This window comes from Rhodoferax sp., assembly GCF_030653815.1.
In the GTDB taxonomy this organism is placed as follows: Bacteria; Pseudomonadota; Gammaproteobacteria; order Burkholderiales; family Burkholderiaceae_C; genus Rhodoferax.
This window is the reverse complement of record NZ_JAURYQ010000016.1, coordinates 42,038-68,747: the sequence shown is the minus strand read 5'-3', so window position 1 is coordinate 68,747 and position 26,710 is coordinate 42,038. Positions and strand designations below refer to the sequence as shown.

Below are 26,710 nucleotides of genomic sequence, written 5' to 3'. Positions count from 1 at the left end.
GGTAGGGTACCCTGCAAAGCGAGGTCAAGGAGGAGGGATTGGCCGCCAGGCCAATGCCGGGGGACACGAGCGGCGCAGGGCACCCTGCCGCCCCGAGCCCTCCGAAAAAGTCAGAGATATCCCCGGCTCCCCTGTCTCAAGTGGCTCTTATTTGTGCACACCCAACTTCTCACGCCACCCCGGGAACAACTTGTCCGCATCCCCAGGAAACGACTCAAACGCCCGGGCAAATTCCTTGTGCTCCTTGGCAAACTCGATCGGATCCGCGCCGGCTTTCCAGCACTCATACGACTGACGCAGCGAGATGGCACCGGCGGCGGGCGAGTCGATGTGACCGTAAGAGCCACCACCCGAGGTGTTGATCACGTTGCCATGACCCAGATTCTGGAAGAAACCGGGCAGGCGCAGGGCGTTCATGCCGCCCGAGATGATCGGAGTGGTGGGCTTCATGCCATACCACTTCTGGTAGTAAACCGGACCCTGGCACTCGTCACGTTCGATCATGTAGGCAATGTTGCGGTCGTCGTTCTCGCCTTCCATCTTGCCGTAGCCCATGGTGCCGACGTGGATGCCGGACGCCCCTTGCAAGCGGGAGATTTTGGCCAGCACAAAAGCGGTGTAGCCGCGTTTGGCCGATGGCGACGTGATCATGCCGTGACCGGCGCGGTGGTAATGCAGGTACTGGTTGGGGTACTGGCGACGTGCGGTGGTGATCATGCCGGGGCCGCCGACAAAGCCGTCCACCAGGAATGCCACTTTGTCGGCATCCGGGCCAAAGGCTTCGAGGATGAAGTCGGCGCGGGCGCACATTTCATAGTGGTCGTCGGCGGTGATGTTGGCCGAAAACAGTTTGGCCTGGCCGGTTTCGTCCTGGGCGCGTTTCATGGCGTCATAGACCAGCGGGTAGACCTTTTTGGCCGGGCAGAACACCTGGTTGCCTTGCGGCTCGTCGTTCTTGATGAAGTCACCTCCCAGCCAGAACTGGTAGGCTGCTGCGGCAAACGGCTCGGGACGCAGGCCCAGTTTCGGCTTGATGATGGTGCCGGCAATGTAGCCGCCGTCCTTGACCGGGCGACCCAGCATGCGCCACATGTCAGAGATGTCCTTGGCTGGCCCGTCAAACAACTGGATGGCACGCTCTGGAAAGTAGATGTCGTGAATCTTGCCGTGCTCGATGTCGCCCATGCCCTGGTTGTTGCCAATGACCAGCGTCAGGATCGACACCATCATCATGCGGCCATCGGTGATGTTGCGGTCAAACAGGTCCATCGGGTAGGCAATGCGCATGTCCTCGGTGGCTTCGTCAATGTAGTACACCAGCGCATCCAGCCCTCGGGTGAAATCGTCGGTGGTGGAGACTTCGACGTTGGTGCCGGTGGACGATTCGGCGGCGAAGTGGGCAGCGCACGACAAATAGCTGCCAAACCCGGGCTTGGGCTTCATCTTGTAGGCGACAAGAATATGTTTGCCGCCAGCAATCAGGTCTTCTTCCTTGAGGCTCAGGTCAGCGTAGCGGTTCGATTGATCCATGGTGTGTCTCCTGTTAAATGGGGTTGGGCTGTCGATGGGTTGAACTATAGGCAGGCTTATTCATCATGAAAATTCAAATAAATTGATTTTTAAATCAGTTTTTATTGATGAATTGGCGTGCGCGCCAGTTTTCAGCCAGGCGCGCAAAGTCACGGACAATCAATGCCATTCATATTTACTGTTCAGTGGCCCCAAAGGAGTTGATTCATGCCTATCGTTGTGTTCAATCAAAAGGGTGGGGTGGGCAAGTCCACCATCACCTGCAATCTGGCGGCCATCAGCGCCAGCCAGGGCCTGCGCACCCTGGTCATCGACCTCGACCCGCAAGGCAACTCCACCAGTTATTTGCTGGGCGACACGGCCACTGACGGGCAGCCCAGCGTGGCGGGTTTTTTTGAGCAAACGCTGAGTTACAGCTTTCGCGCTGTGCCACCGACAGACTACGTGGTGGAAACGCCGTTTGAAAACCTGGACCTGATGCCGTCGAGCCCGGCGCTCAACGAGTTGCTGGTCAAGCTGGAGTCGCGCCAGAAAATCTACAAACTGCGCGAAGCGCTGGTGCAACTGGCCGAGACCTATGACCGCATCTACATCGACACGCCTCCGGCGCTGAACTTCTTTACCCGGGCCGCGCTGATTGGCGCCAGTGGTTGCCTGATTCCGTTTGACTGCGACAGCTTTTCGCGCCAGGCGCTGTACGCGCTGATGGAGAACGTGCAGGAGATCCGTGCCGACCACAACCCCGACTTGCAAATTGACGGCATTGTGGTGAACCAGTTTCAGGCCCGCGCCAACCTGCCCCAGCGCATGGTGGCAGAACTCATCGAAGAAGGCTTGCCGGTGCTGCAGCCTTATTTGCCATCGTCCGTGCGCATCCGCGAGTCGCACGAGCAGTCGCTCCCCATGATCCACCTCGACCCCAATCACAAAATTACCCTGGCGCTGGTGGCGTTGCATGACGGGTTGCGGGCGTAGGGTCTTTCAAAGGATCTGGAGCCCGATAGCTTTTAAGTATTCAAAAGTCGGGTCATAAAACGACGGTGACCTCGTTAAATCGTCCGGGTCACCTTCAGGTACAACCAACACCATGCCTTGCCGTGCACGGGTGAGGAGCACCCGGTACGCATTTTTCAAATAGCCCTGACGTTCTGCTTTATGGATGTGCTGCCACTTGCTGCCGACAAAGGAATGGTGTTGCCAGCCTGGTGCGGCGAACCTGAAATCTGCATCCCACACAACGCAGGCCCAGTCCAACTCAAGGCCCTGCACATGAAATTCAGTGGCAACATCTTCAAGGTAGAAGGACGACCGAACATCGTCTTTTCCGTCAAGAAACCAATGAATGGGGTCCATTGGCGACTTGACGTCGATTGCGTGTGGTTTTAGCCGTTGCGCCTGTGAGGAAACCACCATGCCGTAGCGCTCTGTGCCGCGCGCTTGAGCCTTGAGCCAGGCTTTGGCCTTTGCAAGATGACGCGTCAGGACGATCGGGTAGCGATCGGCCAATTCGGCCAGAACTTCTCTGGCGTCATCAAGGTTGATGTCCAGCATGTTTTTGACCAGTGCCGAAACATGTTCGGCTCGAAAAGAGCGCATTGACACGTCCAGGTGCAAGTCCGAATTGAAATGCACATTGGGCTGGGACTTCAACTGCGCCAAAATGCGTCCTGCACCATATTCCACCTCCTGCAAACGTGGGGAAATGTGAATATGCCAGTCGGCAAATGAACGCTGCAATGCATCAATCCATTCTTCGATGCCAGCCTCACCGGTGTTGATTTCCTGTCCGCCGCCCACCAGGCAAACCACCACTGCCCAATCCTTGTGCCTGTTCAGGCACGAAATTAAAAACTCTGGCTCTGACTGGTTGAAGTCGGCTTTCTGTTTCTTGCGCAACATGAATGAGGCGGTCTGCTCAAGATTCCAGGCTCTTTGCGCCTCGTCGAATATGGCGACGTGTTCAATAGGCGGTCGCTCGGTGTCGATCAGGCATTCGTCACGGTAGTGGTGGACGTTCTGGATGAACAGCTTGACCTCACTCATGGCCTCGCCCTTTTTCATGCGCCGACCGGCCTCGGCCTCGCGCCTTACTTTGTCTCTGGCGAGTGCCTCTCGCAGGATTGTCACGAGCGGGCCGTTGCCCGAGAGAAATACGGCGTGATCGACTGCCTCCTTGTTGGTGTGCTGTGTTGCAATGTTCAGCCCTACGAGTGTCTTGCCAGCACCCGGCACGCCGGTCACCAGGCAGATCGATTTTGTTGATTGTGCTTGTGAGCTGCGAATGACTTCTGAAATGGCATCCGTTGTTCGTCCCAGGTTGATGGCCGAGGCGTCGTTGCGGGATATGTCCGTGACCGAATGACCGCCATAAAGCGCCATGGCCGCTTCAACGATGGTTGGCGTGGGGTGATACCCGCCGCCATCCCATACCAATGGATTGATGGTGGGGCCGTCACAAAACTGCAAGACCTGATCCATCACGCAGCGAATCTGATCCGAAGCGGCATGCAGTGGTTGGAGTACCCCATCGTCTCTGGCGCTGGTGGCAATCACCGAGAAACCAATTTCTGCTCCTGTCGCGATAAGGATTGGCGCTATCGCCTTGTCGTGACTTGTCTCGTGGAAGTTTTTCAAATCAACGGCATAGTCCCAAACCTGATCCTTGGCGCCGGAAAGAAACTGGGTCTCGCCCACTTTGAATTCCAGTACGAAAACAACATGATCGAGCAAGACCAAAACGTCAATGCGTTTACCCAGTCGCGGAACGGCATATTCAAAATAGACCTTGCCCCTGCCCGAATCCTGCTGCAATGTGTTCTGGAGGACAACCACTTGTTCCATCCAGGCATTGCGCTGGGTGGTTTCAACGGCAAACGGGCTGCTGCGACTCAGTGCGCCAAGAATTTCGTCGGGGCCGCGGACGAGGAAGTCATTGATCAAATCAGAATAATAGGCGCGGCTCATGAAATGCTTTCGGGTTGTTTTCGCGCCCCATCCATTTGCAGCGCAGTGATCATCAACTCCACGCATCCATCAGCGCCCCGCCTTGCTCAATCAAAAAATCCTTGAAGGCGAGTGCGGCAGGGGAGAGCTTCTTGCTGCTCAGATGCGTCACATACCAATGGTTGATCTGCGGTAATCCTTCCACGTCGAGCAGCGCCAGGTGGCCGCTGGCGAGCTCATGGCGCACCGTGCGCATCGACAAAAAGCTCAAACCCATGCCGGCCATCACCGCCTGTTTGATGGTTTCGTTGCTGGGCATGGCCATCACCATTTTCAAAGGCGTCATGTTTTCCTCGAACAGCCGCTGCATGGCGGCGCGCGTGCCGGAGCCCTCCTCACGCACCACAAATTTGTAGTCGGCCAGGGCGCTGAATGGCAGGTTCTTGCGTCGCACCAGCGGGTGATTTGGCGGCGCCACCATGGCCAGCGGGTTGGTGGCAAAGGCCTTGGCCTGGCATTCGAGGTGGCTGGGCGCACGGCCCATGATGACCAGGTCGGCCTCGCTGCGCGCCAGCAGGCCCAACACGTTTTCACGGTTGTCAATGCTCAGTTGCACATGAATGCCGGGATTGAGTTGGTTAAAGCGCACCAGCAGCATGGGCACAAAATATTTGGCCGTGCTGACCACGGCCAGGTCAATGCGGCCCTGCTTCAGGCCGACATGCTCGGCCATCTGGTCTTCGAGGTCCTTGAACTGACGCATGGCCGCGGTGGCGTGGGTCAAAAAAATCTCGCCGGCGTGGGTGAGCCGGATGTTGCGCCCGGTCGGCTCGATCAGCGCCAAACCAAAGGCGTCCTCAAGTTGGCGGATCTGCATCGACACCGCAGGCTGGGTGACAAACAGGCGCTCGGCGGCTTTGGAAACCGAACGCTGGCGCGCCACCTCCAAAAAGGTCTGGATCTGCTTGAAGGTGTAGGGGCGCATTGGGGTCTTCATCCTTTCATCAGTTCATGCTGATGATTATTGAATAAAACGTGATTAGAGTTTATGGGTTTGGGCGATTAAAGTAAATCCATGCCGCAAAAGTGGCCAATACAAGCAAACCCAAGGAAAGCCCCTCATGTCCCAGTCGTCGACCGCCAAGCGCTTGCAAGCCCTCATCTTTGATGTGGACGGCACCCTGGCCGACACCGAACGGGCGCACATGGCGGCCTTCAACCATGCTTTTAAAGAAATGGGCCTGGACTGGGTCTGGGACGAAGCCCTGTATACCGAGCTGCTCAATATTTCGGGTGGCAAGGAACGCATCCTGCACTACTGGAAACAGGTGAATCCGGATGTCAAGGCGCTCAACGCCCAAGCCCTGAACGACCGGATCGGCCGCATCCATGAACTCAAGACGGCGGCTTACGAACACGCTGTCAACAGCGGTGAGGTGAGCCTGCGCCCCGGGGTGCTCAGGCTGATGGACGAGGCGCTTGGCGCGGGCCTGCAACTGGCCATTGCCACCACCACTTCGCCGGTCAACATTGCCGCGCTGTTGCGCCATGCCATCGGCTCTGACTGGCGCATGAATTTCTCGGCCATTGGCGATGCCTCGACAGCGCCCATCAAAAAACCACACCCGCAGGTGTATTTGCAGATGTTGACGGCCTTGCAACTGCCCCCTGCGCAGTGCCTGGCGTTTGAAGACTCGAACAACGGCCTGCGTGCCGCCACGGCTGCCGGGCTGGCCACCCTCGTCACGCCCAACAGTTTCACCGCACACCATGATTTCACCGGGGCACTCAAGGTGGTGCCGGACTTGAGTCAGGTCAATCTGGTGCAATTGCGCCAGTGGCACAGCGCTTATTTCAGGTAAAGCGGCGCTGAACTGCATTACCCTCAAGAATTTCAAACTTTACAGAAAGCCTTCCCATGAGCAGCTCCCCCGTTTTGCGTTTGGCCCCCAGCATTTTGTCGGCTGACTTTGCCCGTCTGGGCGAAGAAGTGCGCGCCATCGAGGCCGCCGGTTGTGACCTGGTGCACTTTGACGTGATGGACAACCACTACGTGCCCAACCTGACCATCGGGCCACTGGTGTGTGAGGCCATTCGCCCGCATGTGAGCATCCCGATCGACGTGCATTTGATGGTCGAGCCGGTCGATGCCATCATCCCGCTGTTTGCCAAGGCCGGTGCCAACATCATCACCTTTCACCCCGAGGCCTCCAAGCATGTGGACCGCAGCCTGTCGATGATTCGTGAACTTGGCTGCAAAGCCGGCCTGGTGCTCAACCCGGCCACCCCGGTGTCGGTGCTGGACCACGTCATGGACAAGCTTGACATGATTTTGCTGATGAGCGTCAACCCCGGTTTTGGTGGCCAGAAGTTCATTCCGTCCACGCTGGCCAAGTTGCGCCTGGTGCGCGCAAAAATCGACGCCCATGTGGCCGCGGGTGGCCAGCCGATCTGGCTCGAGGTCGATGGCGGCGTCAAGACCGACAACATTGCCGAGATCGTGGCCGCCGGCGCCGACACCTGCGTGGCGGGGAGTGCCGTGTTTGGCGTGCCCGATGCTGGCGGCGGCTACAAGGGCGTGATGCAGGCGCTACGCCGCGCCGCCCATCCGGGCTAAAAATTTAAATAAACAGGAGACACCCATGCCTTTGACCATCCGTTCCAACCGCGCGACCCTGACGCAGTTCCTGATTGAGGAGCGCCGCCGTTTCCCCTCGGCCAGCGGCGATTTCAACGCCCTTATCCTGGATGTCGCGCTGGCCTGCAAGGGCATTGCCAAAGCGGTCGCCTACGGTGAACTGGCCGGCATGACCGGCAATTTCGCAGCAGAAGAGGGCGGTTCGGTCAATGTGCAGGGCGAAACCCAGAAAAAACTGGACGTGCTGTCCAACGAAGTCTTCATGCGGCGCACCGAATGGGCTGGCAACCTGGCCGGCATGGCGTCTGAAGAAATGGACTTGCCCTACCAAATCCCGACGCAGTTCCCGCGCGGCAAGTACCTGATCGTGTTCGACCCGCTGGACGGCTCCAGCAATATCGACGTGAACGTGTCGGTGGGCAGTATTTTCAGCATTTTGCGGGCGCCGCAAGATGTGATCGACTCGGGTCGTGATGTGGTCGATGCCGACTTTTTTCAGCCGGGCGCCAAACAGCTCGCTGCCGGCTACGCCCTGTATGGCCCCACCACCATGCTGGTGCTGACCGTGGGCGACGGTGTCAATGGCTTTACGCTGGACCCGACGCTGGGTGAGTTCATGCTGACCCACCCCTTGATGAAAATTCCGGAGGACACCCAGGAGTTCGCCATCAATGCCTCGAATGCGCGCTTCTGGGAAGCCCCCGTCAAGCGGTATGTGGACGAGTGCCTGGCAGGCAAAACGGGTGTGCGCGGCAAGGACTTCAACATGCGCTGGATTGCCAGCATGGTGGCCGAGGCGCACCGCATTCTGATGCGCGGCGGCGTCTTCATGTACCCGCGCGACACCAAGGACCCGTCCAAGCCCGGCCGTTTGCGCCTGCTGTACGAGGCCAACCCGGTGGGCATGATCATGGAGCAGGCTGGGGGGCGTGCCTCCACCGGTGAACAAGCCATGATGAACGTGCAGCCCACCAGTCTGCACCAGCGCATTGGCTTTGTCTTTGGCTCCAAAAACGAGGTCGAGCGTATCGAGCGCTATCACCGTGAACCGGTGCAAGTGGAGCTGACCAACCCGCTATTTGCCGAACGCAGCCTGTTCAGAGACTGATTTTTATCATTAGGAGACTTAAGCCATGTCCATTCGCCACCCCATCATTGCCATCACCGGCTCCAGCGGTGCCGGCACCACCTCGGTGACCCGCACCTTCGAGAACATTTTTCGCCGTGAGAGCATCAGTGCGGCGGTGATCGAAGGTGACAGCTTTCACCGCTATGACCGCAAGGCCATGAAGCTCAAGGCGGCCGAAGCCGAGGCCGCCGGCAACAAGAACTTCAGCCACTTTGGCCCTGAAAACAACCTGTTCGCCGAGCTGGAAGCGCTGTTTCGCGATTACGCCACCACTGGCACCGGCAAGCGCCGCAAGTACCTGCATGACCATGACGAAGCTGCGCCTTACAAGCAGGATCCCGGCACCTTCACGCCCTGGGAAGACGTGCCGGCCAAGACCGACCTGCTGTTTTATGAGGGCCTGCATGGCGCCGTGGTGACCCCCGAGGTCAACATCGCCCAGCACCCCGACCTGCTGATTGGTGTGGTGCCAGTGATCAACCTGGAGTGGATCCAGAAGCTTTACCGCGACAAAAAGCAGCGCGGCTACAGTACCGAAGCCGTCACCGACACCATCCTGCGCCGCATGCCCGACTATGTGAACTACATCTGCCCGCAGTTCATGCACACCCATGTCAACTTCCAGCGCGTGCCGATGGTCGATACCAGCAACCCGTTCATTGCGCGTGACATCCCGAGTGCCGACGAGAGCATGGTGGTGATCCGTTTTGCCAACCCCAAGGGCATCGATTTCCAGTACCTGCGCAACATGATCAACGACAGTTTCATGAGCCGTGCCAACACCATCGTGGTGCCCGGCGGCAAAATGGAGCTGGCCATGCAACTCATCTTCACGCCCTTCGTCTGGCGCATGATGGAGCGGCAGAAGAAATCACAATAATCAGCTCTGTCCCCAACTGAATAAAAAATCATGAACACACCCACCCCCGAATTCGCCAAACAGATGGCCAATGCCATTCGTATGCTGGCAGTCGACGCCGTTGAAAAGGCCAAGTCTGGTCACCCCGGCGCACCCATGGGCATGGCCGACATTGCCGAAGTGCTGTGGAACCGCCACCTGAGCCACAACCCGGCCAACCCGCACTGGGCCAACCGCGACCGTTTTGTGCTCAGTAACGGCCACGGCTCGATGCTGATTTACGCGCTGTTGCACCTCACCGGTTATGACCTGCCGATGGAAGAACTCAAAAACTTCCGCCAGCTGCACAGCAGAACTGCCGGCCACCCTGAAGTGGGCGTGACCCCGGGCGTGGAAACCACCACCGGTCCGCTGGGCCAGGGCATCAGTAACGCGGTCGGCATGGCGCTGGCCGAGAAACTGCTGGCCACAGAGTTCAACAAAGCCGATGCGTCAATCGTGGACCACTTCACCTACGCTTTCATGGGGGACGGTTGCCTGATGGAAGGCATCAGCCACGAGGTCTGCAGCCTGGCGGGCACCTTGCGCCTGTCCAAACTGGTGGCGTTTTATGACGACAATGGCATCTCGATTGACGGCCACGTGGAGGGCTGGTTCACCGACGACACGCCCAAACGTTTCGAGGCCTATGGCTGGAACGTGATTCCTGCCGTGGATGGTCACAACCCGGCTGCGCTGGATGCCGCCATCAAGGCCGCCAAAGCACAGGCTGTGCTGCCCACCGGCAAACCGACGCTGATCTGCTGCAAGACCATCATCGGCCTGGGGTCACCCAACAAGGCGGGTACCCATGATGTGCACGGTGCGGCACTCGGCGCGGCCGAAGTCGCCGCCACCCGCGAAGCGCTGGGCTGGACTTCGGCGCCGTTCGAGATCCCCACCGAGATTGCCTCCGCCTGGAACGCCGTGGCGCGGGGTGCTGTGGCCGAGAGCCAATGGCGCGCCAAGTTCGCTGCCTACCAAGCCAAGTACCCGCAACAGGCGGTCGAGTTCGAGCGCCGCATGGCCGGTGAACTGCTGCCCGCTTATGCCGAAAAATTGCCTGAAGTGCTGGCTGCCATCGCCGCCAAGGCCGACCCGGTGGCCACCCGCAAGGCGAGCCAGAACGCGCTGGATGCGCTGGCGCCCCTGCTGCCCGAGTTTTTTGGCGGCAGTGCCGACCTGACCGGCTCCAACCTGACCAATTTCAAGGGTTGCGTCAAGGCCGGGCGCGACCAGTGGGGCAACCACCTGAGCTACGGTGTGCGCGAATTCGGCATGGCGGCCATCATGAACGGCATCGCGCTGCATGGTGGCTACATCCCCTATGGCGGCACTTTCCTGACTTTCAGCGACTACAGCCGCAACGCCATCCGGATGGCGGCACTGATGAAAACCCGCGTCATTCACGTCTTCACCCACGACAGCATTGGCCTGGGCGAAGACGGCCCGACCCACCAGAGCGTGGAGCACATCCCCAGCTTGCGCATCATTCCGGGGCTGGACGTGTGGCGCCCGGCCGATGGCCTGGAAACGGCTGTGGCCTGGGCCTGTGCGGTGGAACGCCAGGACGGCCCGAGCGCGCTGTGCCTGTCACGGCAAAACCTGCCGCGCCTGAGCGACCTGGGCCAGGCCGACAGCATCCGCAAGGGTGGCTACATCCTGTCGGACATGGCCGGCGCGCAGGCGGTCATTGTGTCCACCGGCTCCGAGCTGGAACTGGCCATGCAGGCGCAGGCCACCTTGGCACAAGAGGGCATACCCACCCGCGTGGTGTCCATGCCTTGCACCAATGTGTTTGACCGCCAGAGCGAGGCCTACCAGGAAATGGTGCTGCCGCTGGGCTTGCCCACCGTGGCCATTGAAGCCGCGCACCCCGACTTCTGGCGCAAGTACGTGGGCCGCACGGGTGTGGTGATCGGCATGGCCAGCTTTGGCGAGTCGGCGCCGGCGCCCAAGCTGTATGCCCACTTTGGCATCACCTCGGCGCGTGTGGTGGAAGCCGTGGAGGTGCTGGTGCACCGTGCCGCGCATCGCCGTGCCGAGCCGCTGCCCGACACCGTGGTGCCCTCCAGCAATTAAGGACCGCGCCCGATGACGAACCGCCCCTACGACCTCATGCTGTTTGACCTGGACGGCACGCTGGTGGAGACCGCGCCCGAGATCATGGACGCGGTCAACGACACCCTGGGCCATTTCAAGCTGTCGCTGGTGACGCAGCAGCAAGTCAACGACTGGATTGGCCACGGCACCCTGACGCTGCTGGTGCAGGCTGTTGCTGACCGCAGCGGCATGACGGTAGAGGCGGTGCGCGCCAGCGAGTTGCTGCAAACCATGGTGCCGGTCTACGACGGTTTTTACCAGCAGCGCTGCGGCAGCCGTAGCCACCTGTACCCGCAGGTGCGCGAGACCCTGCACAGTTTGCGCGCGCAGGGTGTCAAGCTGGCGGTGGTGACCAACAAGGAAAGCCGCTACACCCGGGTGGTGCTGGATGCACACCAACTTTGGCCCTTGTTTGATGAGGTGGTCAGTGGCGACAGCTTTGTCACCAAAAAGCCGGACCCGGTGGGCGTGGTGCACTGCCTGGAAAAATTTGGCGTGGCCCGCGAGCGCACCCTGTTTGTCGGCGACTCCAGCATCGACGCCGCCACCGCGCGCAACGCGGGTGTGGCAGTGTGGTTACTGCCCTACGGCTACAACATGGGCCAGCCCATTGAAGCCTGTGCACCCGACCGGGTGATTGCCGATTTTTCATTCTTGCCGGCATCAGGCCCCCTTTGATTTTTGGATTGAAAATAGCGACTTAACAAGGAGTGAAGTCACCATGAAAGTTTTACGTTTTGCCGATGTGATTGCCAGCGGTTTTGCCACGGGCAAGCGGGTGTTTATCCGCGCCGACCTCAACGTGCCGCAGGACGATGCCGGCAACATCACCGAAGACACCCGCATCCGCGCCAGCGTGCCCTGCATTCAGATGGCACTCGATGCCGGTGCCGCCGTCATGGTGACCAGCCACCTGGGCCGCCCGACCGAGGGCGCCTTCAAGCCCGAAGACTCGCTGGCGCCGGTGGCCAAGCGGCTCGGCGAACTGCTGGGTCGCGAGGTGCCGCTGGTGGCCAACTGGGTCGATGGTGTCGACGTCAAGCCGGGCCAGATCGTGCTGCTGGAAAACTGCCGCGTCAACGTCGGCGAAAAGAAAAACGCGCCCGAGCTGGCCAAAAAACTCGCCGCCCTGTGCGATGTCTTTGTGCACGACGCCTTTGGCACCGCGCACCGCGCCGAAGGCACGACCTACGGCATTGCCCAGTTTGCCCCCATTGCCTGCGCCGGTCCCCTGCTGGCCGCCGAGATCGATGCCATCAACCAAGCCCTGGCCAACCCCAAGCGCCCGCTGGTGGCCATCGTCGCTGGCTCCAAGGTGTCGAGCAAGCTCACTATTTTGCAGGCGCTCGCCAAAAACGTCGACCAGCTCATTGTGGGCGGCGGCATCGCCAACACCTTCATGCTGGCCTCCGGTCTGAGCATTGGCAAAAGCCTGGCCGAGCCCAGCCTGGTGGGCGATGCCAAAGCCGTGATTGAGGCCATGAAGGCACGCGGCGCCGAGGTGCCTATCCCGACCGATGTGGTCACCGCCAAAACCTTTGCCGCCGATGCGGTGGCCACCGTCAAGGCCGCCACGGACGTGGCCGAAGATGACCTGATTCTGGACATTGGCCCGGTCACCGCGGCCAAGCTGGCCGAGCAGCTCAAGAAGGCCGGCACCATTGTCTGGAACGGCCCGGTGGGCGTGTTCGAGTTTGCCGCTTTTGAGAACGGCACCAAGGTCATCGCCCACGCCATTGCCGAGTCAGCGGCGTTCAGCATTGCCGGTGGCGGCGACACGCTCGCGGCCATTGCCAAGTACGGCATCGAGAAAGACATCGGTTACATCAGCACCGGTGGCGGCGCTTTTCTGGAAGTGCTCGAAGGCAAAACCCTGCCCGCCTTCGAGATTCTGCAAAAGCGCGCCGCGGGCTAGGTTTTTGGGGTAGTCCGCCCCACAGGGTCCAAAGCCCGCCCAAATCATTCCTACCAACTCACGCACCCAGTGCGTGGGCTGGACTGCTATTTTCTAAAACCACCAGGAGATCACCATGGCCTTTGTTTCCCTTCGTCAAATGCTCGACCACGCCGCTGAAAATGCTTATGGCGTGCCCGCCTTCAACGTCAACAACCTGGAGCAGATTCAGGCCATCATGGAAGCGGCTGCGGCCACCGACAGCCCGGTGATCCTGCAGGCCAGTGCCGGCGCCCGCAAGTACGCCGGTGAAGCCTACCTGCGCCACATGGTGCTGGCCGCGGTGGAGTCCTACCCCGACATTCCGGTGGTGATGCACCAGGACCATGGCACCTCCGCTGCGGTGTGCCAGCAGTCGATTCGCTCGGGTTTCACCAGCGTCATGATGGACGGCTCGCTGCTGGCGGACGGCAAGACACCCTCCAGCTACGAGTACAACGTGGATGTCACGCGCCGTGTCTGCGAGATGTCGCACGCCGTGGGGGTGTCGGTCGAAGGCGAACTGGGTTGCCTGGGCAGCCTGGAAACCGGTGACGCGGGTGAGGAAGACGGCATTGGCGCCGAGGGCAAACTCAGCCATGACCAAATGCTAACCGACCCGGTGCAGGCCAAAGACTTCGTGGAAAAAACCGGCGTTGACGCGCTGGCCATTGCGATTGGCACCAGTCATGGCGCCTACAAGTTCACGCGCAAGCCCACCGGCGACATTCTGGCGATCGACCGCATTGCGCAAATCCATGCGCAAATTCCCAACACCCACCTGGTCATGCACGGCTCAAGCTCGGTGCCGCAGGAGTGGCTGGCCATCATCCGCCAGTTCGGTGGCGACCTGAAGGAAACCTACGGCGTGCCGGTGGAAGAAATCCAGCGCGGCATCCAGAGCGGAGTGCGCAAGGTCAACATCGACACCGACATCCGCCTGGCCATGACCGGCGCCATGCGCCAGAGCTTTGCCCAGAACCCGAGCGAATTCGACCCGCGCAAGGCGCTGATTGCAGCCCGCAAGGCCGCCATGGGCATCTGCAAACTGCGCTTCGAGGCCTTTGGCTGCGCCGGTATGGGTTCAAAGATCAAGCCGATCCACCTCGACGTGATGGCGGCGCGCTACGCCTGAGCAGGCTGGTTGAAAACGGGCGCATGCAATGCTCACGCTTGCGGGACGACACTCTTCAGTCCCGCGAGAAATGAATGGACTTGCAAGGCGATCACCTTGTTCACCTTGATGTCCGTCTGGTCGCGGTAAATATGCCGCCGTATGGCCAGGTGGGAAATGGCGCCGTGCAGAATCCAGCAAATTTCCTGGATTTCGGCTTGGGCCTGGCTGGGAGGAGATGTCAAACCGGCTTCGTGCAGTGCTTCCTTCATGATGGTGTCCAGAAGATGTTTGATGATGGAGGCGATGTAGGTGGGCGCCATCTCAACCTCCGCCAGTGAGGCGTACAGAAACAAGCGCATCCAGCTGCGCGTCAGGACGGTATCGTAGTACTCGCAATAAAAATCCTTGAGACGCTGTTCGATGGGCTTGCTGCGGTCCTGGAGTTGCACAAACCACACCGCCTTGAAGACACCGGCAATGCCCGTCTCGTACACGGCGTTGATCAATGCTGCCTTGTTGGGGAAGATGCTGTAGAGCAGCCGTTGTGATACCCCGCAGGATTCAGCCAGCGCGCGTGTTTGGGCGGTCAATCCGTATTCCGCGAAGAATTCGAAGGCTTTTTTCAATATCTGTTCACGACGCTCCGCCGCAGGCATGCGCACCGTGACGCGCCTGCCCTTGCCTTTTGGCGCGCTGCTTGCGGACTTTTGACGCAGGGTGCTTAGGTGGTCTGATTTGGCGCGCATAAGAGGTTCAAATTAAAAAGAGTCTTACTTTAATGGCAAAATATATCTTCAGTTGACGATGAGTGAAATGCGACCATTCTAAAGAGTACCCCAGGGTACCCCGAACCCTTCATATAGCTGGAGAAAAATCATGATTCTAGAAATGCGCACCTACCAGATCCAGGCGGGAAAAGCACCTGAGTTCCTGAAAATTTACCAGGCCAATGGCTTGCACATCATCACGCGTTACGCCAAATTGGTCGGCTGCTGGACCAAGGAGTCCGGGGTCTTGAATTCCGTGGTGTTTCTTTGGGCGTATGATGATTTTGCGCACCGCAGCGCCCAGCGCACCAAGATGGCTCAAGACGCCGAGTGGATGGCCTTTGTGCCCTCAATCCTGCCCTATCTTGTGCATCAGGAAAGCGTGTTTCTCAATCCCGTGGGTTTTTCGCCGATCCAGTGAGGCAGTCCGTGCCAGGCTTGCCTGCACCGGCAGGGTGCAACAACCCTGGCACGCAAAATGCTTGGTCTGATTTGCCGAATAGTTGTGCACGTACGTTAGGGTTATCGTCAATTGACGATATAAAAAATTGACGTAACAATGAACGCGGTTCAGTCTGACGGTGGGCGTCACTCTGATCGATAACACGCAGCCATTGGACGTGCTGTGGCCATCAACTTAGGAGAAGGAAATATGAGCAATATATGGACAGAAGGTTCGAGTCGTCGTGATTTTTTAAAAATGACTGCCTCCGCCGGCGTGGCTGGATCCGGGTTGTTGTCACTGCCCGGTCATGCGCAGGCTGCGCCCCTGAACCTTTACACCTGGTCGGCTGCGGTGGATACCGTCAAGAGTCACCTGGGGGCATTCGAGGCCAAGACCGGCATCAAGGTCAACTACAACAATGCCCCCTGGGCGCAGTACCGCGACACCATGGTGACCAAGTTTGTGGGCAAGGCGCCGCTGGATGTCTTGTGGGTTTCCGACAGCTGGCTGCCTGAGTGGGCGGACGCGGGCTGGTTGGCGCCGATCAACAGTTTTCCCGAGTTGATGAAATACAACGCAGAGGCAGATGACTTCAGCACGCAATCGATGCAATACAAAGGCAAGCAATATGGCTTGAGCTATTACACCGACTACATGGCGTTCTTCTACGACGAGGAAAAGTTGAAAAAAGCCGGCATCAAGGAGCCGCCAACGACCTGGGACGAACTGGTTCAGCAATCACTCAAGATCAAGGCGGCCGGTATTTCCGAATACCCCATGATGTTGCCCATGGCGCGAGAGAGCTGGCTGATCGAATTCCTGACCGCTCTGGTGTATTCACATGGTGGTGGCTTCACCGACGCCAGCGGCGCGGCCATCATGAGCGATCCGAAAAAGGGTGCGGTGCAGGCCCTGCAATGGATTGTCGATGCCGTCAACAAGTACAAGATCATTTCGCCCGCCTGCGTTGAAACCGGCGAGCTCAACGGCCTCAAGTCCTTCAGCTCCGGCAACCATGCGTTTGCCCTGCTGAGCCGCTATCGCATCCGCACCCTCAACGATCCCAAGCAGTCGCAGATTGCCGGGCGTGTCAAGCAGGCGCTGATGCCCGCTGGCGCTGGTGGTTCGCATGCCACCGTGGGATGGATGCGTTTTCACGGCATGACGGCGCAGGCCGCTGCCGACAAAACGCGTGCCGCCAACGCAGCGAAGTTGATTGAATGGTATGGCGGCAAGGCCGAAGGCCAGTACCGTTTCCAGAAAATGCTCTTTGCCGACATCGGCGCCGGCTTCGCGGTGAAAGGCTTGTTCAAGGATCCTGAAGTCCAGGCCTCCTATGCCAAATACTCCGACATAGCCATGTTCGAAAAGCAGCAACAGTTCGCCCGCAAAAAGGACGTCATCACGCGCTGGTTTGGCGAGTGGGACGAGATCAACGGTTCGGCCTGGCAGTCGGCCGTCATCGGCAAGATCACGCCGGCTGAAGCGCTGAAGAAGTCGGCCCAGGCCTGGAACGACCTGCGCAAGCAGTCCTGAGTATGGCGGTTCCGGGGGTGACGCAAAACGCCCCCGGACAGTCACCCTGAAAGAGGCAATTAGATGAGCAACAAAAGCAAGGGGCTACGCCGGTTGATCGGCACCCCGGTCAGTGCGTATGACCAGAAAAGCGCGATGATTTTTCTTGCGCCCATGATGGTCGTCTTGATGGCTGTGGCGGTTTTTCCGATTCTGTATTCGTTCTGGATCAGCCTCTTTGACCTCAAGCTGACGCGTCCGCACCGCGCGCCCTTCGTTTGGTTTGACAACTATGTTCATATCTTCCAGGACCAGATGTTTTGGGATTCGGTCGGGCGCAGCACCTCGTTTACCCTGATGTCGGTGACGGCCATCATGTTGATTGCGATGTTGATGGCCTTGCTGCTCAACGAGGAATTTCGGGGCCGCCGCATCCTGTCAGCCATTTTGTTGATTCCCTGGGCGATTCCCTATGTGGCCAACGGGCTCATGTGGAAGTGGATTTATGACTCCGGCTACGGTGCCCTCAATGGCCTCCTGTTTCAGCTGGGTCTGATCGACAAGTACCTGGTGATGCTCGGGGACGTCGACAAGACCATGTTGCTCATCACCAACTCTTTCGTCTGGAAAGAGGTGCCATTGGCAACCATCCTGTTGTTGGTGACGCTCAAGTCGATTCGCGCTGACTTGTACAGCGCCGCCAAAGTCGATGGCGCCAATGTGTGGCAGCGCTTCATTCACATCACCCTGCCGGCGCTGACGCCGGGATTTGCCCTGGTCATGATTTATGAAACGATGATGGCGATACGGCATTTCGACCTGTTTTTCATCCTGACCGAAGGCGGACCGGCCGACGCATCGCACGTGGTGGCCTGGCAAGTTTACGTGGAAACCTTCCGCAAGCTGGCGTTTGGTACCGGGGCGGCACTGGCCTACATCATGGCGATCGTCACCTTTACCCTCGCCTTTTTCATCATCCGAAGCACAAGCCGCAAGCTATGAAGATCCCCCACCTTGGCAGACGGGCGCTGCTCTTTTTTGCCTCGCTCATCTTTGCGCTGTATGTGCTGGCGCCCATCGCTTGGCTGGTTTCATCGTCGTTCCAGTCGGAAGCCGAGATCACTTCGGTGCCGCCGCACTGGATACCCCACGAACCCACCTTTGAAAATTTTGCGACGATCTTCACCGCCAAGGACAAGGTGGTGACCTATGAAAATCGCAAGGAGGGTGACACCGCAACCGGGGGCTTCATTCCCTCCACGGCCAAAAACCTGCTCCCTTCCATGTGGAACAGCCTCGTGGTGGCGGTATCGGTGGTGATTCTCAATCTGCTGGTCAGTGTGCCCGCCGCCTATGCGCTGGCCAAAATCCGATTCATCGGCCGGGACGGCTCGATCTACTTCATGCTCACGACCCGTGTGATTCCGGACATTGCGCTGGTGGTGCCGTTCTTCCTGTTTGTCCAGCAACTTGGCTTGCTCGACAGCAAGCTGTCGCTCGTCATCACCTACCTGGCCATCACCGTGCCGTTCAGCGCTTTTATCCTGACCGGTTACTTCGAGTCCCTGCCCGATGACTTGGACAAGGCCGCGCGGGTGGATGGCTGTTCACGCTTTCAGACCCTGACGCTGGTGTACCTGCCGCTGGCCCTGCCGTCGCTGGTGGCGGTGGTTCTTTTTACCTTCCTCACCAGCTGGAATGAGTTTTTGCTGGCGCTCATGTTCACCCAGACCCTGGCATCGCAAACGATGCCCATTGTGGTGGCGTCGTTCACCTCGGATTTCAACATCAGTTTCTCGTTCATCAACGCCGCTGGCGTGCTCGCCATCGTTCCGCCGGTGGTGGTTGCCATCATGTTTGAGCGCTATATCGTCTCCGGCCTGACCGCCGGTGCAGTCAAAGGTTAAAGGAGTAGCTACGTGGCCCGGATCAAATTTGAAGGCGTCGGTAAACATTACCCGAATGGGTTCGTCGCACTGGAAAACCTCAATCTCGACATTGCCGACAAGGAGTTCCTGGTGCTGCTTGGCCCCTCCGGCTGCGGCAAATCGACCACCCTGAACATGATTGCGGGGCTGGAAGATGTGACCGAGGGAAACCTCTATTTCGACAACGAGGTGATGAACATTGTCCCGCCGCACAAGCGCGATGTGGCCATGGTGTTTCAGAGCTACGCGCTGTACCCGAACAAGACGGTGTACGAGAACATCGCGTTCGGCCTGCGCATGCGCAAACATCCCAAGGAGGAAGTGGACCGCCGCGTGCGCGATGCGGCACGCCGGCTCGAGATCGAGCCGCTGCTGGAGCGGCGCCCGGACCAGCTGTCAGGCGGCCAGCGCCAACGCGTGGCGCTGGGACGGGCCATGGTGCGGCAACCCGCGGTATTTTTGATGGACGAGCCCTTGTCGAACCTGGATGCGACGCTGCGCATCTCCATGCGCGCCGAGATCAAGCAGTTGCATCAGGCCATGCAGACCACGTTTGTCTACGTCACGCACGATCAGGCCGAAGCCCTGACGCTGGCCGACCGCATTGTGGTCATGCGCAGCGGCGTGGTGCAGCAAATTGGCAAGCCGGACGACATTTATGAGCGCCCGCGCAACATGTTCGTGGCCTCGTTCCTGGGTAATCCGCCGATCAATTTCATGGAGGGCGCCCTGGCCATGGAGGGCGGACAGATGGTGTTCCGGCGTGGCCAGATGGCGCTGGTGCTGCCACCGCACGTGGCCGAGCGGGTTAGCGGCCAGGCCGGGCGCGCCGTGGTGCTGGGCATCCGCGCCGAGGATGTGGCTTCGCACAGCGGTGAATCAGCCGGCGACTGCCTGCAGGGCCGCATCCTCTCGGTGCTGCCGGTCGGCTCCGACCAGTTTCTGGAACTGGAAGTGGAGGGGACCAAGCTGTTCTTCCGCGTCGGCAAGGAAGGCCAGCACAAGGACGGCGACAACGCAGTTCTGCGCGTGAACCTGAACCGCCTGCACTTGTTCGACCAGCAGGACAGCCAGAGCCTGGTCTGGTAGGACGCGTTTGTGAAACCCGCTGCCTTCGACTACCTGCGCCCCAGCTCGCTGGAAGAGGCGCTGCAACAACTCGCGGCGGGCGCTGGCCATGCCAAGGTGATTGCCGGTGGCCAGAGCCTGGGGCCGATGTTGAACATGCGGCTGGCGATGCCGTCGGCGCTGATTGACCTGAATGACCTGACGGAGCTCGCCTACATTCGTGAAAGCGGTGCTTTTCTGCGCATTGGCGCGCTGACCCGGCACGAACAGATTGCCGGCTCCGCGCTGGTGCAGTCCCGTTGCCCCTTGCTGGGGCAGGCGGCGAAAACCATCGGCCATTATGCGATTCGCCAGCGCGGCACCCTCGGCGGGAGCCTGGCGCATGCCGACCCGGCCGCGCAGTTCCCGCTGATTGCGATGACGCTGGGCGCGGACATCGAGATCGCGCGCCAGGGCGGGTCGCGCCGTGTGCCGGCATCGGCCTTTTTCCAATCCGCGATGACGACGGCGCTGGCGCCCGATGAAATCATCCGTTGCGTGCACTTTCCGACCCTCAGCGTGCATGAGGGCACGTCTTTTCAGTTGTTCAATCGCCGTCATGGCGACTACGCCATCGTCGCGGTGGCCGCCACCGTGGCGCTGCAGGACGAGCGCGTCGTGCGCGTGCGCCTGGGACTGAGCGGTGTGAGTGCCATCCCGCAGTCGTGTGACGACATGGTGCGCCCCTGGCTCGGCCAGGTGGCCAATGCGGCCTGGGCGGCGGACGCGGCGCGCGCGGTGCGCGCCGCCGTGGCGCCCGAGGACGACGCGGGCATCACGGCGGTGTACCGCAGGGAATTGACCGAAAAGCTGGTGCAACAGGCATTGGAGCGCGCCTTGAGCCGCGCCAAAGGATGAATCAAATGAGTCATGTGGAGAAGCGAGCGATCACGCTGACCGTCAACGGTGAAAACCACGAACTGTGGGTGGAACCCCGCAAGCTGCTGGCCGATGCACTGCGCGAGGACTGCCGTTTGACCGGCACCCACGTCGGCTGCGAGCATGGCGTCTGTGGCGCCTGCACCGTGCTGGTCGATGGCAAGCCGGTGCGCGCTTGCCTGACCTATGCCATCCAGATGGAGGGGCATGAGGTGTCGACGATCGAGTCGGTGGCCAGCAACGGCGTCTTGTCACCGCTGCAGCAGGCGCTGCACGAGGCCCATGGCCTGCAGTGCGGCTTTTGCACGCCCGGCATCGTGATGACTTTCGAGGCCTTTCTCAAAATCAACCCGGCGCCAAGCGAAGAAGAAATACGCGATGTGCTGTCGGGCAACCTGTGCCGCTGCACCGGCTACCAGAATATTGTCAAGGCCGTCCAGCTGGCGGCGGTGCAGATGAGAGGGAATGCGGACCATGTCGCTGCCTGAGTTTCGCCACATCGGCCGGCATCTTCCGCGCAAGGAAGACTACCGGCTGCTGACCGGGCAGGGCCGCTTCGTCGACGACATCGACATGCCGGGCGCCCTGCATGCCTGCTTCGTGCGTTCATCCCATGCCCACGCCCGCATCGTTGCGATCAACGCCGATGCGGCGCGTGAGATGCCCGGTGTGGTGGCGGTGTTCACCGGGCAGGATCTGGCGCAGTGGACCACGCGCCAGCGCATGGCGCCGCCGATCGCTGGGCTGCAGCCGATGGAGATGGACACCCTGCCCATCGACAAAGTGCGCTTTCAGGGCGATCCGGTGGCCTGCGTGCTGGCGACCGACCGTTATCTGGCGGAGGACGCTGCCGAGCAGGTGCTGGTGAATTACGACGTGCTGCCCGCAGTCAGCACCATGTGGCAGGCGCTGGCGCCGGAGGCACCGCGGGTGGATGACAGCCTGAGCTCCAACCTGTTGTCGCACCAGCATGCGGACCATGGCGATGTCGCAGCGCGCAAGCGCGAGGCCCACCGGGTGATCGAGAGCACTTTTTCCCAGCACCGGCAGACCCATTTGCCGATCGAGACGCGCGGCTGCATCGCGGTGTGGGACGACGGGCGCCAGCATCTGACCTTCCATGTCGGAACCCAGGTGCCGCATCCCTACCGCACCACCCTGGCCAGCCGATTGCGCCTGTCGGAATCCCAGGTCAGTGTCATTTCGCCGGATGTGGGCGGTGGCTTCGGCCAGAAAATCGCCCTGTACCGGGAAGAGTTGACGGTGGCTGCGCTCGCGCGTCACCTCAAGCGGCCGGTGCGCTGGCGCGAGGACCGGCTGGAGAACCTGCTGGCCTCCTCGCAGGCGCGCGAGGACTTCTGCCGGACCCGGGCCGCGGTCAGCGCCGACGGCCGCCTGCTCGGCCTGGAGCTCGACATTGTGGAAGACTTCGGCGCCTACAGTTTTTATCCGGGCAACTATCTGGCCCGCGTGGTGGCCATGATCCTGACCGGCCCCTACAAGGTGCAGGACTACAGTTACGACGTCAAGGTGGTGCTGAGCAACAAGGTCGGCAATGGTCCGATGCGCGCGCCCATGGCCATCACGAGCTGGGTGATGGAAGGCACGATGGACGCGATTGCGCGCGAACTCCAGCTGGATCCGGTGGCCGTGCGGCGGCTCAACATGCTGCAGCCGCAGGATTTTCCGTACACCATGGCGACCGGCGAGGTGCTGGCCGACATCACGCCGCGCGAAACCCTGGAAGGCGCGCTCGCCGCCATCGACTACGCGCATTTCCGCCAGCGCCAGCAGCAGGCGCGCGCGCAAGGGGTTTACCTGGGTCTGGGCATTTGTACAGTGGTCGAGTCCACCACCTATGGCTCGCGTTTTTACAAAGCCGCCGGCATTGCGGGGTCGGGGCATGAAGCGGCCTGGCTGCGTATCGAGCCCTCGGGTGCGGTGAATGCCTCGGTGGGCCTGGGCGCCACCGGCCAGGGCTATGAAACCTCGCTGGCCCATGCCGTGGCCGAAGGCCTGGGCATTCTGCCGCAGCAGGTGCATTTGCATATCGGCCACACCGACATCGCCCCCTACGGCATGGGCAGCCGGGGCGCACGCGGTGGCACGGCGGGCGGCGGCACGCTGTATTTGTGTGCCCAGGAGGCGCAGGTCAAGGTGCTGGCGATTGCCGCCGGGCTGCTGGGTCTGGGCGATGGCGCCGCGCTGCGCTTGCGGGATGGCAGCGTCGAGAAGATGAGCGACGGCATCTGGACCGCCACCGGCTTGGGTCTGGCCGATGTGGCGCGCACGGCCTATATGGACCCATTGGCCCTGCCTGCGGGGCTGGCGCCCGGACTGGAGTTTCACAAGACCTATGAGCCACCACCCATGACCTATTCCAATTCCACGCATGTGTGCGAAGTGGAAGTTCAGGTCGCCACCGGGGCCATCCGTTTTGCCCGTTATGTGGTAGCGGAAGATTGCGGCACAGTACTGAGCCCGGTGGTGGTGGAAGGGCAGCAGCACGGGGCGATTGCCATGGGCTTGTCCGGTGCCCTGTTCGAGCAGGTGCAGTACGACGCAGCCGGACAGAACCTGTCGGGGACCCTGGCTGATTACCTGGTGGCCACGGCCTGCGAGCTGCCCCATTTTGAGCTCATTGCCATGCACACGCCGAATCGGGCGACGCCGGCCGGCATCAAGGGCATGGCCGAGGGCGGCGTGATGGGTGCCATCGGGGCGCTGACCAACGCCGTCAACGATGCGCTCGCACCGTTCGACGTGGTGGCCGACCGGCAGCCGCTGACCCCGATGTATTTGCGCGATTTGCTGCGCGATAAAACCGACTTCATTAACAAGGCATGACACATGACTGATAGCAAAAACAAACCCCGCGTGGGCTTCATCGGATTGGGCAATATGGGCCAGAGCATGGCCGGGCACATCCTGACTGCGGGTTATCCGCTGCGGGTCTACAACCGCTCGCGTGACAAGGCCGAAGCCTTGCTGGCGCGTGGCGCTGTCTGGTGCGACAGCCCGGGCGAGCTGGCCGCCAACGCCGACGTGGTCATCACCATCGTGGGCTATCCGCATGATGTGGAGCAGGTCTATCTCGGCGACAACGGCATTGTGGCGCGGGCCCGCGGGGCCTTGCTGATCGACATGACGACCTCCAGCCCGGAGCTGGCGCAACGCATTGCCAAAGCGGCTGCCGAGCGGGGGTGCAGCGCGTTGGACGCGCCGGTTTCCGGTGGCGACATCGGCGCGCGCGATGCCAAACTCGCCATCATGGTGGGCGGTGCGGAGGCGGCGTTCGAGGCCGCCCTGCCGATCCTGCAATTGCTGGGCCCCAACATCGTGCTGCAGGGCGGCCCCGGTGCCGGACAACATACCAAGATGTGCAACCAGATCGTGATTGCGGCCACCATCATGGGCGTGTGCGAAGGCTTGGCCTACGGCAAGGCTGCCGGGCTGGACCTGCCGACCGTACTCAAGTCCATTGGCGGCGGCGCCGCGTCGGGGTTCCAGCTGACCGTGATGGGGCAGAAAATCATCAACGGCGACTTCGCGCCGGGTTTTTATATTGAACACTTCATCAAGGACCTGGGCATTGCCCTGGCGGAAGCCGGGCGCATGCAGCTGGACCTGCCGGCGCTGGCACTGGCACGCAGGCTGTATGAGGAACTGGCGCAGCAAGGCCACGGCCGGCTCGGCACCCAGGCGCTGTTCAAACACTACGAGGCATAGCACATGGCGATGGAATTCTCCGGGGAATACCGCATCCCTGCCCGGCAGCAACAGGTCTGGGACGCGCTCAACGATCCCGCGGTGCTGCAGGCGTGCATCGTCGGCTGCAAGCAACTTGAAAAACTGTCCGATACCGAGTTGTTTGCGACCGTGGTGGCCACCGTGGGGCCGATTTCGGCGACATTCCGGGGCAATGTGGTGCTCAGCGACCTCGATGCGCCCAACGGCTACACGCTGACGGGGCAGGGGCAGGGTGGCGCGGCCGGTTTTGCCAAAATGGCGGCGAAGGTGGCGCTGAGCGAAGCGCAGAACGAGACCGTGCTCAAGTACGTGGCCAGCGCCGAGATCGGTGGCAAGCTGGCCAGTGTCGGCAGCCGTCTGGTGCAGACCGTGGCGAAGAAAAATGCAGACGATTTCTTCGCCGCCTTTGCCCGCCAGCTGGGCGGCACGGGCGTGAAAGAAGCCGTGGTGTCAACGCCAGCAGCCGCGCCAGCGACACCGGTGCCCGGCGCGATCATGCCGGTCGCAGCTGCTCCTGCCAGATTATTCAGTTCGCTGGGCGCGCCGGTGCCGGCCTGGCTGGTGGTGTTTGCCTGTGGTCTCGGCATCGCACTGGGTTACTGCTTCGCGCGCTTGACCTGAGCGTCGGGATACACCTCCTGTTGGGATCGCATGGCTATATCAGTCTTTGATTTGTTCAAGGTGGGCATCGGCCCCAGCAGCTCGCACACGGTCGGCCCGATGCGGGCGGCCGCCATGTTCGCGCTGTCCCTGGAGAAAGAGGGTCTGCTCGAACACACCGCCAGCGTCAAGGCCGAGCTGTATGGTTCGCTGGGGGCGACCGGCAAGGGCCACGGCTCCGACATCGGCATCATGCTGGGCCTGATGGGACAGACGCCGGACACAGTCGACGTCGATGCGATCCCCGGTCTCATCAAGGCCGCGCGCGCGCAGCAGGCGCTGGTCCTGCTGTCACGCCAGCCGATCGCGTTTTGCGAGAAGGAGCATCTGCTGATGTACCGGCGCGAAGCGCTGGCCGGGCATCCCAACGGCATGCAATTCAGCGCCTTCGACGCGGCAGGTGGCCTGCTGCGGCAAAGCAGGTACCTGTCCGTGGGCGGTGGTTTTGTGGTCACCGTGGGCGCCCGCAATGAGCAGGTGCTGACGGCCTACCAGCAAGTGCCCCATCCCTTCACCTCGGGTGACGAACTGCTGGCCGTGTGCCAGCGCCAGGGCTTGACGATCAGCGAGGTCATGTGGGCGAACGAGCGCACCTGGCGCAGTGACGCTGAAATTCGCGGCCAGTTGCTGTTGCTCTGGCGCACCATGCGCGAGTGTGTGCAGCGGGGCCTGACGCACGAGGGCACGCTGCCGGGCCCGTTCCGGGTGCAACGCCGGGCCCCGGTGCTGGCGGCGCAGTTGCGGGCCCGCGCGGAACGCGTGCTCAGTGACCCGCTGTCGGTGCTGGACTGGGTCAATGTCTATGCCTTCGCCGTCAACGAAGAGAACGCCGCCGGTGGGCGCGTGGTCACGGCACCGACCAATGGCGCGGCAGGGGTGATCCCGGCGGTGCTGCATTACTACGATAAATTCATCGCCAACGCGAGCGACGAGGGGGTCATGGAGTTCCTGATGACCGCCGCGGCCATCGGCATTCTCTACAAGCTCAATGCCTCGATTTCAGGCGCCGAGGTCGGCTGCCAGGGCGAGGTCGGGGTGGCCTGTTCCATGGCGGCGGCTGGCTTGGCGGCGGTGATGGGGGGCAGTCCCGGGCAAATCGAAAACGCCGCCGAGATTGGCATGGAGCACAACCTGGGGCTGACCTGTGACCCGGTCGGCGGTCTGGTGCAGGTGCCGTGCATTGAGCGCAATGCCATGGGGGCGGTCAAGGCGCTCAATGCGGCGCGCATGGCGCTGCAAGGCGACGGTCAGCATGTGGTGAGCCTGGACAAGGTGATCAAAACCATGCGCGAGACCGGTGCGGACATGAAAACCAAATACAAGGAAACCGCACGCGGCGGGCTGGCGGTCAATATCGTTGAATGCTGA

Annotated in this window: 24 protein-coding genes; 20 read left to right on the top strand and 4 right to left on the bottom strand. The window is 60.9% G+C overall.

The annotated features are described in order from the left end of the window. Positions 1–147 precede the first annotated feature (147 nt). Positions 148–1,530, bottom strand: coding sequence for a ribulose-bisphosphate carboxylase (locus Q7U49_RS05965; protein WP_304763135.1), 1,383 nt, complete (start codon positions 1,528–1,530; stop codon positions 148–150). 207 nt (positions 1,531–1,737) lie between these two features. Here Q7U49_RS05965 and Q7U49_RS05960 point away from each other — a divergent pair, with 207 nt between their 5' ends. Next, the gene (locus tag Q7U49_RS05960; protein WP_304763134.1) at positions 1,738–2,505 is read left to right on the top strand and encodes a ParA family protein; all 768 of its coding nucleotides are present in this window, start codon (positions 1,738–1,740) and stop codon (positions 2,503–2,505) included. Positions 2,506–2,511: 6 nt separating this feature from the next. Here Q7U49_RS05960 and Q7U49_RS05955 read toward each other — a convergent pair whose 3' ends face one another. Both Q7U49_RS05955 and Q7U49_RS05950 read right to left on the bottom strand, forming a co-directional pair. Further along, positions 2,512–4,494, bottom strand: coding sequence for a DUF2075 domain-containing protein (locus tag Q7U49_RS05955; RefSeq protein ID WP_304763132.1), 1,983 nt, complete (start codon positions 4,492–4,494; stop codon positions 2,512–2,514). A gap of 52 nt (positions 4,495–4,546) precedes the next feature. Then, positions 4,547–5,458, bottom strand: coding sequence for a LysR family transcriptional regulator (locus tag Q7U49_RS05950; RefSeq protein ID WP_304763130.1), 912 nt, complete (start codon positions 5,456–5,458; stop codon positions 4,547–4,549). A 136-nt stretch (positions 5,459–5,594) separates the two neighbouring features. Here Q7U49_RS05950 and Q7U49_RS05945 point away from each other — a divergent pair, with 136 nt between their 5' ends. The 8 genes from Q7U49_RS05945 to fba all read left to right on the top strand — a co-directional run bounded on the left by Q7U49_RS05945 (position 5,595) and on the right by fba (position 14,309). Further along, positions 5,595–6,335 carry an HAD-IA family hydrolase gene (locus tag Q7U49_RS05945; protein ID WP_304763128.1) on the top strand — a complete coding sequence of 247 codons (741 nt, stop codon included), beginning with the start codon at positions 5,595–5,597 and terminating at the stop codon, positions 6,333–6,335. A gap of 56 nt (positions 6,336–6,391) precedes the next feature. After that, entirely contained in the window at positions 6,392–7,090 is a 699-nt protein-coding gene (gene rpe / locus Q7U49_RS05940) for a ribulose-phosphate 3-epimerase (protein ID WP_304763127.1), read from the top strand. Between the two features lie 25 nt (positions 7,091–7,115). Next, complete coding sequence (locus tag Q7U49_RS05935; protein WP_304763126.1) at positions 7,116–8,219, top strand: class 1 fructose-bisphosphatase; 1,104 nt, start codon at positions 7,116–7,118, stop codon at positions 8,217–8,219. 25 nt (positions 8,220–8,244) lie between these two features. Then, on the top strand, positions 8,245–9,120 hold the full coding sequence (locus tag Q7U49_RS05930) for a phosphoribulokinase (RefSeq protein WP_304763124.1): 876 nt from the start codon (positions 8,245–8,247) through the stop codon (positions 9,118–9,120). A 30-nt stretch (positions 9,121–9,150) separates the two neighbouring features. Then, positions 9,151–11,220 carry a transketolase gene (gene tkt, locus Q7U49_RS05925; RefSeq protein ID WP_304763122.1) on the top strand — a complete coding sequence of 690 codons (2,070 nt, stop codon included), beginning with the start codon at positions 9,151–9,153 and terminating at the stop codon, positions 11,218–11,220. Positions 11,221–11,232: 12 nt separating this feature from the next. After that, a complete protein-coding gene (locus Q7U49_RS05920; protein ID WP_304763121.1) occupies positions 11,233–11,919 on the top strand; it encodes an HAD-IA family hydrolase in 687 nt (228 codons plus the stop codon). A 43-nt stretch (positions 11,920–11,962) separates the two neighbouring features. Next, complete coding sequence (locus Q7U49_RS05915; RefSeq protein WP_304763120.1) at positions 11,963–13,156, top strand: phosphoglycerate kinase; 1,194 nt, start codon at positions 11,963–11,965, stop codon at positions 13,154–13,156. Between the two features lie 115 nt (positions 13,157–13,271). Next, complete coding sequence (gene fba / locus Q7U49_RS05910) at positions 13,272–14,309, top strand: class II fructose-bisphosphate aldolase (protein ID WP_304763118.1); 1,038 nt, start codon at positions 13,272–13,274, stop codon at positions 14,307–14,309. A gap of 32 nt (positions 14,310–14,341) precedes the next feature. Here the strand turns inward: fba and Q7U49_RS05905 are convergent, their stop codons facing one another. Next, the gene (locus Q7U49_RS05905; RefSeq protein WP_304763117.1) at positions 14,342–15,037 is read right to left on the bottom strand and encodes a TetR/AcrR family transcriptional regulator; all 696 of its coding nucleotides are present in this window, start codon (positions 15,035–15,037) and stop codon (positions 14,342–14,344) included. A 130-nt stretch (positions 15,038–15,167) separates the two neighbouring features. Between Q7U49_RS05905 and Q7U49_RS05900 the strand changes: the two genes are divergently transcribed. From Q7U49_RS05900 to Q7U49_RS05850, 11 genes are all read left to right on the top strand, one after another. Continuing rightward, a complete protein-coding gene (locus tag Q7U49_RS05900; RefSeq protein WP_304763115.1) occupies positions 15,168–15,479 on the top strand; it encodes an NIPSNAP family protein in 312 nt (103 codons plus the stop codon). A 231-nt stretch (positions 15,480–15,710) separates the two neighbouring features. Continuing rightward, entirely contained in the window at positions 15,711–17,039 is a 1,329-nt protein-coding gene (locus Q7U49_RS05895) for an extracellular solute-binding protein (protein WP_304763113.1), read from the top strand. 63 nt (positions 17,040–17,102) lie between these two features. Next, positions 17,103–18,020, top strand: a complete 918-nt coding sequence (locus Q7U49_RS05890) for a carbohydrate ABC transporter permease (RefSeq protein ID WP_304763112.1) — start codon at positions 17,103–17,105, stop codon at positions 18,018–18,020. Further along, positions 18,017–18,925, top strand: a complete 909-nt coding sequence (locus tag Q7U49_RS05885) for a carbohydrate ABC transporter permease (RefSeq protein WP_304763111.1) — start codon at positions 18,017–18,019, stop codon at positions 18,923–18,925. The genes Q7U49_RS05890 and Q7U49_RS05885 overlap by 4 nt, the downstream gene beginning before the upstream one ends. Positions 18,926–18,937: 12 nt before the next feature. Beyond that, the gene (locus Q7U49_RS05880) at positions 18,938–20,035 is read left to right on the top strand and encodes an ABC transporter ATP-binding protein (RefSeq protein WP_304763110.1); all 1,098 of its coding nucleotides are present in this window, start codon (positions 18,938–18,940) and stop codon (positions 20,033–20,035) included. Positions 20,036–20,044: 9 nt separating this feature from the next. Further along, positions 20,045–20,911, top strand: a complete 867-nt coding sequence (locus tag Q7U49_RS05875; RefSeq protein ID WP_304763107.1) for a xanthine dehydrogenase family protein subunit M — start codon at positions 20,045–20,047, stop codon at positions 20,909–20,911. After that, positions 20,908–21,420 (top strand): (2Fe-2S)-binding protein, encoded by a 513-nt coding sequence (locus Q7U49_RS05870; protein WP_304763104.1) that lies wholly within the window; start codon positions 20,908–20,910, stop codon positions 21,418–21,420. Before Q7U49_RS05875 ends, Q7U49_RS05870 begins: the two co-directional genes overlap by 4 nt. Beyond that, entirely contained in the window at positions 21,407–23,779 is a 2,373-nt protein-coding gene (locus Q7U49_RS05865; RefSeq protein WP_304763102.1) for a xanthine dehydrogenase family protein molybdopterin-binding subunit, read from the top strand. The genes Q7U49_RS05870 and Q7U49_RS05865 overlap by 14 nt, the downstream gene beginning before the upstream one ends. 3 nt (positions 23,780–23,782) lie before the next feature. Continuing rightward, positions 23,783–24,661, top strand: coding sequence for an NAD(P)-dependent oxidoreductase (locus Q7U49_RS05860; protein WP_304763099.1), 879 nt, complete (start codon positions 23,783–23,785; stop codon positions 24,659–24,661). Between the two features lie 3 nt (positions 24,662–24,664). Beyond that, positions 24,665–25,303 (top strand): carbon monoxide dehydrogenase subunit G, encoded by a 639-nt coding sequence (locus Q7U49_RS05855; protein WP_304763096.1) that lies wholly within the window; start codon positions 24,665–24,667, stop codon positions 25,301–25,303. Between the two features lie 30 nt (positions 25,304–25,333). Further along, complete coding sequence (locus Q7U49_RS05850) at positions 25,334–26,710, top strand: L-serine ammonia-lyase (protein WP_304763093.1); 1,377 nt, start codon at positions 25,334–25,336, stop codon at positions 26,708–26,710.